The sequence below is a fragment of the Mycobacterium sp. genome (genome assembly GCF_019247615.1).
GTDB lineage: Bacteria > Actinomycetota > Actinomycetes > Mycobacteriales > Mycobacteriaceae > Mycobacterium.
In genome coordinates, this window is the sequence record NZ_JAFBAT010000300.1 from 1 (window position 1) to 9,905 (window position 9,905).

12 protein-coding genes are annotated in these 9,905 nt (G+C 69.9%); 9 read left to right on the forward strand and 3 right to left on the reverse strand.

All coding sequences use genetic code 11. The features are described from left to right. The 5 genes from alaS to JO059_RS21070 all read left to right on the forward strand — a co-directional run. Positions 1-2,690: alanine--tRNA ligase (alaS, locus tag JO059_RS21050; protein ID WP_293322341.1), on the forward strand; the 2,690-nt coding region annotated here is incomplete at its 5' end. Further along, entirely contained in the window at positions 2,691-3,218 is a 528-nt protein-coding gene (ruvX, locus tag JO059_RS21055; RefSeq protein WP_293322343.1) for a Holliday junction resolvase RuvX, read from the forward strand. It begins immediately after the preceding gene. Between the two features lie 55 nt (positions 3,219-3,273). Beyond that, positions 3,274-4,455 (forward strand): endolytic transglycosylase MltG, encoded by a 1,182-nt coding sequence (gene mltG / locus JO059_RS21060; RefSeq protein WP_293322362.1) that lies wholly within the window; start codon positions 3,274-3,276, stop codon positions 4,453-4,455. Further along, complete coding sequence (locus tag JO059_RS21065) at positions 4,445-5,251, forward strand: shikimate dehydrogenase (RefSeq protein ID WP_293322345.1); 807 nt, start codon at positions 4,445-4,447, stop codon at positions 5,249-5,251. The genes mltG and JO059_RS21065 overlap by 11 nt, the downstream gene beginning before the upstream one ends. 9 nt (positions 5,252-5,260) lie before the next feature. Continuing rightward, positions 5,261-5,677 (forward strand): A24 family peptidase, encoded by a 417-nt coding sequence (locus tag JO059_RS21070; RefSeq protein WP_293322348.1) that lies wholly within the window; start codon positions 5,261-5,263, stop codon positions 5,675-5,677. Here JO059_RS21070 and JO059_RS21075 read toward each other — a convergent pair. The 3 genes from JO059_RS21075 to JO059_RS21085 are packed head-to-tail and all read right to left on the reverse strand — an operon-like array spanning position 5,671 to position 6,892. Then, positions 5,671-5,988: an NIPSNAP family protein gene (locus JO059_RS21075; RefSeq protein ID WP_293322350.1), complete on the reverse strand. Its 318-nt coding sequence runs from the start codon at positions 5,986-5,988 to the stop codon at positions 5,671-5,673. The two genes, JO059_RS21070 and JO059_RS21075, sit on opposite strands and share 7 nt — an antisense overlap. Positions 5,989-5,999: 11 nt before the next feature. Then, a complete protein-coding gene (locus JO059_RS21080) occupies positions 6,000-6,470 on the reverse strand; it encodes a DUF1772 domain-containing protein (RefSeq protein WP_293322352.1) in 471 nt (156 codons plus the stop codon). After that, a complete protein-coding gene (locus tag JO059_RS21085) occupies positions 6,467-6,892 on the reverse strand; it encodes an ester cyclase (protein ID WP_293322354.1) in 426 nt (141 codons plus the stop codon). Before JO059_RS21085 ends, JO059_RS21080 begins: the two co-directional genes overlap by 4 nt. Before the next feature lie 100 nt (positions 6,893-6,992). On the opposite strand from JO059_RS21085, the gene JO059_RS21090 reads away from it, so the two are divergent. The 4 genes from JO059_RS21090 to JO059_RS21105 all read left to right on the forward strand — a co-directional run. Next, entirely contained in the window at positions 6,993-7,571 is a 579-nt protein-coding gene (locus JO059_RS21090) for a TetR/AcrR family transcriptional regulator (RefSeq protein WP_293322364.1), read from the forward strand. A 19-nt stretch (positions 7,572-7,590) separates the two neighbouring features. Further along, positions 7,591-8,805, forward strand: coding sequence for a chorismate synthase (gene aroC / locus JO059_RS21095; protein WP_293322356.1), 1,215 nt, complete (start codon positions 7,591-7,593; stop codon positions 8,803-8,805). A 13-nt stretch (positions 8,806-8,818) separates the two neighbouring features. Continuing rightward, positions 8,819-9,352: a shikimate kinase gene (locus tag JO059_RS21100; protein ID WP_293322358.1), complete on the forward strand. Its 534-nt coding sequence runs from the start codon at positions 8,819-8,821 to the stop codon at positions 9,350-9,352. After that, the coding region (locus JO059_RS21105; protein ID WP_293322360.1) for an iron-containing alcohol dehydrogenase at positions 9,349-9,905 on the forward strand (557 nt) is incomplete at its 3' end. The genes JO059_RS21100 and JO059_RS21105, both read left to right, overlap by 4 nt.

The window sequence follows — 9,905 nt, forward strand, 5'->3', positions numbered from 1 at the left end:
ATTTCGTGAAGGCGGGCCACACCGAGGTGCCGAGCGCATCGGTGATCCTCGACGACCCGAACCTGCTCTTCGTCAACGCCGGCATGGTCCAGTTCGTGCCGTACTTCCTCGGGCAGCGCACCCCGCCGTTCGCGACGGCCGCCAGCATCCAAAAGTGCATCCGCACCCCGGATATCGACGAGGTGGGCATCACCACCCGGCACAACACCTTCTTCCAGATGGCCGGCAATTTTTCGTTCGGGGACTATTTCAAGCGCCGGGCGATCGAACTGGCCTGGTCGCTGCTGACCAACGGCGTCGACGACGGCGGGTACGGGTTGGACCCCGAACGGCTCTGGGCGACAGTCTATTTCGACGACGACGAGGCCTTACAGCTGTGGCAGGAGATCGCCGGTCTGCCGGCGGAGCGGATCCAGCGCCGCGGCATGGAAGACAACTACTGGTCGATGGGCATCCCGGGACCGTGCGGCCCGTCCTCGGAGATCTACTACGACCGCGGCGAAGAATTCGGCGTCGGCGGCGGCCCGATTGCCAACGAGGACCGCTACGTCGAGCTGTGGAACCTGGTGTTCATGCAGAGCGAACGCGGCGAGGGCACCGGCAAGACGGATTTCGAGATACTCGGTCCGTTGCCCCGCAAGAACATCGACACCGGCATGGGTGTCGAGCGGGTCGCGTTCGTGCTGCAGGGCGTGCACAATGTCTACGAAACCGACCTGCTGCGCCCGGTCATCGATTTGGTCGCGACGCGCGCACCGCGCGGGTATGACGTTCCTGGTCCAGAAGGCAACCGCGACGACGACGTGCGCTACCGCATCATCGCCGACCACAGCCGCACCGCGGCGATCCTGATCGGCGACGGCGTCAGCCCGGGCAACGACGGGCGCGGGTACGTGTTGCGCCGCCTGCTGCGCAGAGTGATTCGCTCGGCCAAGCTGCTGGGCATCGAGGATCCGGTCGTCGGCGACCTGATGGCCACCGTGCGCGACGCGATGGGCCCGTCCTACCCCGAACTGGTCGCCGATTTCGACCGCATCAGGCGCATCGCCGTCGCCGAGGAGACCGCGTTCAACCGCACGCTGGCATCGGGTTCCAGGCTGTTCGAGGAGGTGGCGGGCACCACCAAGGCCGCTGGCGCCAAATCGATTTCCGGTTCGGACGCCTTCACCCTGCACGACACCTACGGCTTCCCGATCGAGCTCACCCTCGAGATGGCGTCCGAGGCCGGGCTGCAGGTCGACGAACTGGGCTTCCGCGAACTGATGGCCGAGCAGCGCCGTCGCGCCAAGGCCGACGCCGCCGCCCGCAAGCATGCGCATGCCGACCTGAGCGCCTACCGCGAGCTAGTCGACGCCGGTCCCACCGAATTCACCGGGTTCGACGAGTTGACTTCCGAGGCAACCATTCTCGGCATCTTCGTGGACGGCAAGCGGGTCCCCGTGGTCGCGCACGGCGCGCACGGGGATCCGGCGGGGGTGGACCGGGTCGAGCTGGTGCTGGACCGCACCCCGCTCTACGCCGAGTCGGGCGGGCAGATCGCCGATGAGGGCACCATCAGTGGGACCGGCGCCAACGAGGCCGCCCGGGCGGCCGTCACCGATGTGCAGAAGATCGCCAAAACCCTTTGGGTGCATCGGGTCAACGTCGAGTCCGGGGAATTCGTGGAGGGCGACACCGTCGTCGCCGCGGTGGACCCGGGCTGGCGGCGCGGTGCCACGCAGGGGCACTCGGGCACCCACATGGTGCACGCCGCGCTGCGCCAGGTGCTGGGGCCCAACGCCGTTCAGGCGGGATCGCTGAACCGGCCGGGTTACCTGCGCTTCGACTTCAACTGGCAGGGTCCGCTGACCGAGGACCAGCGCACTCAGATCGAAGAGGTGACGAACGAGGCCGTGCAGGCCGACTTCGAGGTGCACACCTTCACCGAGCGGCTCGACAAGGCCAAGGCGATGGGGGCGATGGCGCTGTTCGGCGAGGCCTATCCCGACGAGGTGCGGGTGGTGGAGATCGGCGGACCGTTCTCCCTCGAGCTGTGCGGCGGAACCCATGTGCACAACTCGGCGCAGATCGGCCCGGTGACCATCCTGGGCGAATCGTCGATCGGCTCCGGCATTCGCCGGGTGGAGGCCTACGTCGGGCTGGACTCGTTCCGCCACCTGGCCAAGGAGCGTGCGCTGATGGCGGGGCTGGCGTCGTCGCTGAAGGTGCCCTCCGAGGAGGTGCCCGCCCGGGTGGCCAACCTGGTGGAGCGGCTGAGGGCCGCCGAGAAAGAACTCGAACGCGCCCGGCTGGCGGGGGCCAGGGCAGCGGCGGCCAACGCCGTGGCCGGCGCGGAGCGGATCGGTAACGTCCGTGTGGTGGCCCAGCGGATGTCCGGCGCGATGACGGCGGGCGATCTGCGCTCGCTGGTCGGCGACATCCGCGGCAAGTTGGGCAGCGATCCCGCGGTGGTGGTGCTGATCGCGGATAATTCCGCGGGCGACGACAAGAGCGTGCCGTACGTGGTCGCGGTCAACCCGGCCGCCCAGGACCTCGGTATCCGCGCCGACGACCTCGTCAAGCAGCTCGCCGCGGCGGTGGACGGTCGGGGGGGCGGGAAGGCCGACCTGGCGCAGGGCTCAGGTAAGGATCCGACGCGCATCGACGCGGCCCTCGAGGCGGTACGTTCCGAGATAGCGCGGGTCGGTTGAGTGGTTTCCGCACATCACCGGCTACCCGACCGGCCCGGCGATCCTGATCAGGACCCCGGGCGGGGACCAAGACCCGGGATGCGGTGTGGGAGAAGCCTCGGTGTCGACGTCGGCAGCGTGCGCATCGGTGTGGCCGTCAGCGACCCCGACGGCATCCTGGCCACCCCGGTGGAGACGGTGCGCCGCGACCGTTCCGGCAGGCATGTGCGTCGGCTCGCCGAGCTCGCCGCCGAACTCGACGCGGTCGAGGTGGTCATCGGGTTGCCACGGACGCTGGCCAACCGCACCGGAACTTCGGCGCGGGACGCGATCGAACTTTCCGAGGCGCTGGCCCTGCGGATCGCCCCAACACCCGTGCGGCTGGCCGACGAGCGGCTGACCACCGTCAGCGCCCAACGGTCACTGCGCGCGGCGGGAGTGCGGGCCAGAGATCAGCGTGCGGTGATCGACCAGGCGGCCGCGGTGGCGATCCTGCAGAGCTGGCTGGACGAGCGCCGCGCGGCGACCAGGGGGGACAGCGATGGTTGACAGTGCACGGGGCCAGCGGGTCGAGCCGGAGGCCGTCGGCCCGCCCCGGCGCGGGATGAGCCGCCTCGCCCGGAATCGCGCCGAACGCGACCGCCGGCGGCGGCGCTTCGCCGGCCGCCTCGCGCTTGCGCTGCTCATCGTGATCATGGTGGGCGTCGTCTTCGTCGGCACCCGGCTCTGGAACACGGTGTTCGGGGCGGGTGACGACTACACCGGCAGCGGCAAGAGCGACATCGTGATTCACGTGCAGGCGGGCGATTCGACCACCATGGTCGGGCAGACGCTGCAGAACCAGCGGGTGGTCAAAACGGTCCGGGCGTTCGTCAACGCCGCGCACGGAAACAGCTCGATCAACGCGATCCAGCCCGGCTTCTACCGCATGCGCACCGAGATCCCCGCGGCCAATGCCGTCGCGCGGTTGGCCGACCCGAACAGCAGGGTGGGACGCCTGGTGATCCCGGAAGGCCGCCAGCTCGACGACACCACCGACATGAAGACCAACAAGACCAATCCCGGCATCCTCAGCCTGATTTCGCGCGCCACCTGCGTGGATCTCGACGGTCAGCGGCGCTGCGTCTCGGTGGACGATCTGCGCGCGGCGGCTACCGACAGCAGTCCCGTGACGTTGGCGGTGCCGCCGTGGGCCATCGAACCCGTCAACGAGCTGGGCAAGGACCATCGGCGGATCGAAGGCCTGATCGCGCCGGGGACCTTCAACATCGATCCGTCGGCCTCGGCCGAAAGCATCCTGACCACCCTGATCAGCGCCGGGGCCGTCGAATACATGAAGTCTGGTCTGCTGGACTCGGCACAGGTCATGGGCCTGTCGCCCTACGACATCCTGGTGGTGGCGTCGCTGGTGCAACAAGAGTCCAACAGCCAGGATTTCGCGAAGGTGGCGCGGGTGATCTACAACCGCCTGCAGAATCGCCACACGCTGGAGTTCGACTCGACGGTGAACTATCCGCTGGACCGCCGCGAGGTGGCAACCACCGACGCCGACCGCGCCCAGAAGACGCCATGGAACACCTACGTGTCGCAGGGCCTGCCCGCCACGGCGATTGACTCACCCGGGATCGAGGCGCTGAACGCCGCCGAGCATCCCGAGCCCGGCGATTGGCTGTACTTCGTCACGATCGACGCCCAGGGCACCACGCTGTTCACCAAGGACTATCAACAGCATTTGGCCAACATCGAGCTGGCCAAGCGCAACGGTGTCCTCGACAGTGCTCGCTGAGGGCATCGCGCGAAAGGCGGGGGTGCTCGGCAGGCCCATCGCGCACTCCCGGTCCCCCGACCTGCATCTGGCCGCCTACCGCGCGCTGGGCCTGCACGACTGGACGTACGAGCGCATCGAGTGCGGCGCCGACGAATTGCCGGGCGTGGTCGGAGCGTTCGGTCCGGAATGGGTGGGTGTATCGGTGACCATGCCCGACAAGTTCGCCGCCCTGCGATTCGCCGACGCGCACACCGAACGCGCCGCCCTCGTGGGATCGGCGAACACCCTGGTGCGCACCCCGACCGGGTGGCGCGCCGACAACACCGACGTCGACGGCGTGGCCGGGGCCCTCGGGTCGGCCTCTGGACGGGCGCTCGTCTGTGGATCGGGCGGCACCGCGCCGGCGGCCGTCGTAGGTCTGGCCGAACTCGGCGTGCCGGGCGTCACGGTCGTTGCACGCAACCCGCAGAAGGCGGCCCGGTTGGTGGATCTGGGAACCCGGATCGGCGTGCCGACGCGGTTCTGCGCCCTGGACGGCGGTGAGCTGGCCGACGAGGTGGCGGCCGCGGAGGTCCTGGTCAGCACCATTCCGGCCGACGTGGCGTCGGGTTACGCCGCCGCGTTCGCCCCGATTCCGGTGTTGCTGGACGCCGTCTACGAGCCATGGCCGACACCGCTGGCCCGGGCGGTCGCCGCCGCGGGGGGTCGGGTGATCGGCGGTTTGCAGATGCTGTTGCACCAGGCATTTGCCCAGGTCGAGCAGTTCACCGGGCTGCCCGCGCCGCGAGCGGTCATGGCAGCGGCGTTGCGCTAGCCTGCGGGCGTGCTGGCGGCGGCCGTGCTGGTGTGGATGGCAGCGCTGTGCGTCTGTGACATTCGGCAGCGCCGGTTGCCCAACGCGCTGACGTTGCCCGGGGCCGGCGCGATTATGCTGGCCGCCGCCCTCGCGGGGCGCGGGTTGCCGGCGGCGGCCGGAGCGGCGGCGCTGACAGGCCTGTACCTGCTGGTGCATCTGGTGGCGCCGGCGGGGATGGGCGCCGGGGACGTCAAGCTGGCGATCGGCCTGGGCGCGTTGACCGGGTGCTTCGGTGTCCATGTGTGGTTTCTGGCGGCGCTGGGCGGGCCGCTGCTGACGGCGTTGTGGGGTGTGGTCGCGCTGTGGCGCGGGGTACGCACGGTGCCGCACGGGCCGGCGATGTGTCTGGCGAGCGCCGCCGCGGTCGCGTTGGCGGTTCAGTGAACGGGAGAGGACTGCGTCGCATCCAGCAGGATGGCCTCGACGGCAACGATGTCGCGTGGGTCGAAGCCGTCCATGTCGGCCGCGAATTCCGGGCTCGCCATGAGTTCGCGGGCGATCGTCGTCGGGTCGGCGCCGTCGGGAAACGAGATCAAGGCGACCAGTCGGTGCGCGTCGCCGTCGCGTTCGGTCCAGATGCCGTGGGTCGTGATCCCGAACGCTTCGAAGGTGGGCACGTGGCGGGCCCAGTGAACGGTGGCGTAGTCGGTGAGTGCCTCGACCGAACGGAGCGTGTAAATCCTCAGCTGAAACATGATTGCCCTCGTCACATCGCCAGCGCTATGCACAATGCGGCGGTGGCCAGGCCCTGCAGCACGGCTCTCGCGGTGATGATGCGATCCCAATTGCGTTGCAGCACACGCGCATCCGGGGGGACTTCACCGGCCGCGGCGGCCGCGGTCAACCGTCGGTTGATCGGCGCGCTCACCCGTAGATACAGGACGATCCAGACCAGCAGCAGGGCGACGGCGGCGCCGGCCGTGCCGGCCGCGGACCATCGTCCGGCCAGCGCGGCGAGCGCGGCGGCCGCGGCCGCGGCGGCAGCGCCCACCACCCCGGGAAGCCGCATTCGCCGGTCGCCGTAGCGATGCACGTTGCCCATCACGGCGACCAGGGATCGGTCGTCGACCCGGTCCAGGGCCGGCCGCTGCACCAGCGCGCAGAAGGCGTCGGTGCCGTAGACGATTGCGGTCCCCAGCACCGCGACCAGCGCAGCCAGCTTGGCCAACTCGATCATGACGCACCACCCGGCGCCGGCTGCGGCAGCCCACCCAGCTGGGCGAACAGTTCGAGCGTGTTCAGCTCGTCCCAGTGCTCGGCGAACATCCCGTTTTCCACCCGCCAGATGTCGATCGACCTCATCTCGACGCGCCGGCCCGTCGCCGGGATGCCCATCAGTTCGCCCGCGTGAGTGCCTCGATAGACGAAGCGCCCGACCACCCGGTCGCCGGAGACGACCAGGTCTTCCATGGTCGCGGTCAGGTCCGGCAGGGCGTCGAAGAAACCGGCCCAGAACCTGCGGTTTGCTTCGCGACCGTCGTCGACGAACGCGTTGTGGTTTCGGTAGTCGGGGGCCACGAACCGGTCCACCAGATCGGGATCGTGCTCGTTGAGCATCCGCGTGAACGTCTCGGCCAGGCGCCGTCCGGAGGTTGTCATGTCTCGAACTCCCATCGCTCGTAGGTGTTAGCAACGCTAACCCCCCGAGGCGCAGCTGTCAATAGCACCGCTAGAGTTTCGAGCAATGCTATTCTCGGTTATGGCCATCGAGGATCGTCGCGCCCGGGATCGGGCGGCCCGCCGTCGCCTGATCACCGACACGGCGCGCAGGCTCGCCGAGGCCGAAGGATGGGACGCGGTAACCACACGCCGGTTGTCCACAGAGATCGAGTACAGCCAGCCGGTGCTGTACAAGCACTTTTCGAGCATGGATGACATCGCCGCCGCGGTGGCCGTCGACGGATTCACCGAACTCGCCGAGGCGCTCGGGCGGGCGCGGTCGGATGCCGCAACACCCGAGCAGGCGCTGCGGCCGATTGCGCACGCCTATCTCGACTTTGCCCGGGAAAACCCCGCCCTCTACGCGGCGATGTTCACCCGGGCCACCACGTTGCGCTTCGCCGCCGCCGACACGCCGCAGCCGATGACGGCCGCCTTCGCCGGGTTACGGGAGGCGCTCGCGCCGCTGGCGGCCGATGAGGACCTCGACACGCTTACCGAGGTGCTCTGGGCCGCGCTGCACGGACTGACCACGCTGGCGCACAGCGGCCGGCTGCGCCCCGGTCGCGACGACGACCGCGTCGATCTGCTGGTCGCCCAATTCTCAGCGACGCCCTGAGGATGGGAAGATAGGACGCGTGTTGCGCTGGATCACCGCCGGGGAGTCGCATGGCCGCGCGTTGGTGGCCGTGGTCGACGGCATGGTCGCCGGCGTGGAAGTCACCTCCGCCGACATCTCCGAACAGCTGGCTCGTCGGCGCCTCGGCTACGGCCGGGGCGCCCGGATGAAGTTCGAGCGCGACGCGGTGACTGTCCTGTCCGGAATACGCCACGGCGTCACGCTGGGCGGCCCCATCGCCATCGAGATCGGCAACACGGAATGGCCGAAGTGGGAGACCGTCATGGCCGCCGACCCCGTCGATCCGGCGGAGCTGGTTGACTCGGCGCGCAACGCCCCGCTCACGCGGCCGCGGCCCGGACATGCCGACTATGCCGGCATGCTCAAGTACGGATTCGACGACGCCCGCCCGGTGCTGGAGCGTGCCAGCGCGCGGGAGACCGCCGCCCGGGTCGCCGCGGGCACCGTCGCGCGCTCGTTCCTGCGTCAGGCCCTGGGGGTCGAGGTGCTCTCGCACGTCGTCGCTATCGGCCCCTCGGCGCCCTACAACGGTCCGCCCCCGCGCCCGGAGGACCTGGCGGAAATCGACGAAAGCCCGGTCCGGGCGTTCGACAAGGCGGCCGAACGGGACATGATCGCCGAGATCGAGGCGGCCAAGAAGGACGGCGATACCCTCGGCGGCGTGGTTGAGGTGGTGGCGCTGGGCCTGCCGGTCGGCCTGGGATCGTTCACCAGCGGCGAGAACCGGCTGGACAGCCAGCTCGCCGCCGCCGTCATGGGCATACAGGCGATCAAGGGCGTCGAGATCGGCGACGGGTTCGAGACCGCGCGCCGCCGCGGGAGCCGTGCGCACGACGAGATGTACCCGGGCGCCGACGGCGTCGCGCGCTCGACCAACCGGGCGGGTGGCCTGGAGGGCGGCATGACCAACGGACAACCGCTGCGGGTGCGGGCGGCGATGAAGCCGATCTCGACCGTGCCGCGGGCGTTGGCCACTGTCGACATGGCGACCGGCGATGAGGCCGTCGCCATCCACCAGCGCTCGGACGTGTGCGCGGTGCCGGCGGCCGGCGTCGTGGTCGAGACCATGGTGGCGCTGGTGCTGGCACGCGCGGCGCTGGAGAAGTTCGGTGGCGATTCGCTGACCGAAACCCGCCGCAACATCCAGGCGTACCGGCGGGCGGTCGCCGACCGCGAGTCGCCGGCGGCCCGGGCCCAGGCCGTTCGGGGTTAGGCGGGGCGTGTCCATGGCACCGAAGGCGGTTCTCGTCGGATTGCCGGGGTCGGGCAAGTCCACCATCGGGCGCCGGCTGGCCAAGGCGCTCGGGGTCGATCTGCTCGACACCGATGCCGCGATCGAGCAGCAGACCGGACGCAGCATCGCCGACATCTTCGCCACCGACGGGGAGCAGGAGTTTCGGCGCATCGAGGAACAGGTGGTGCGCGCGGCCCTTACCGGACACGACGGTGTGGTGTCACTCGGCGGCGGCGCCGTCACCAGCCCCGGGGTGTGCGAGGCGCTCGGCGGCCACACCGTGGTCTACCTGGAGATCGGGGCCCGGGAAGGGGTGCGGCGCACCGGCGGCAACACGGCGCGGCCGCTGCTGGCCGGCGAGGACCGCGCCGAGAAGTATCGTGCCCTGATGGCGGCGCGGATTCCGCTCTACCGGCGCATCGCCACCATCCGGGTCGACACCAACCGGCGCAATCCCGGTGCGGTGGTCCGCCAGATCCTCTCCCGGCTCGAGAGCCCGCGGAACATGCCGGTGGCCGGCCAATGAGCGAGCACCACGGGACGGTCAGTGTGCAGGTGGCCGTCGACCCGCCGTACCCGGTGATGATCGGGGCCGGCCTGCACGGCGAACTGGACGAACTGCTGTCCGGACGGCACCGGGTCGCGATCCTGCATCAACCGGTGCTGGCGCACACCGCCGAGGCCATCCGAACCCGGCTGGCCGACAAGGGCGTCGACGCGCACCGCATCGAAATCCCCGACGCCGAGGCGGGCAAGGAGCTGCCCGTCGTGGGTTTCATCTGGGAGGTGTTGGGGCGCATCGGGATCGGCCGCAAAGACGCCCTGGTCAGCCTCGGCGGCGGCGCGGCCACCGATGTCGCGGGTTTCGCAGCGGCCACCTGGTTGCGGGGCGTCGCGATCGTGCACGTGCCGACCACTCTGCTCGGCATGGTGGACGCGGCCGTCGGCGGCAAGACCGGCATCAACACGGACGCAGGTAAGAACCTGGTCGGCGCATTCCATCAACCCCTGGCAGTGCTGGTGGACCTGTCCACGCTGGAAACATTGCCGCGCAACGAGATCATCGCCGGGATGGCCGA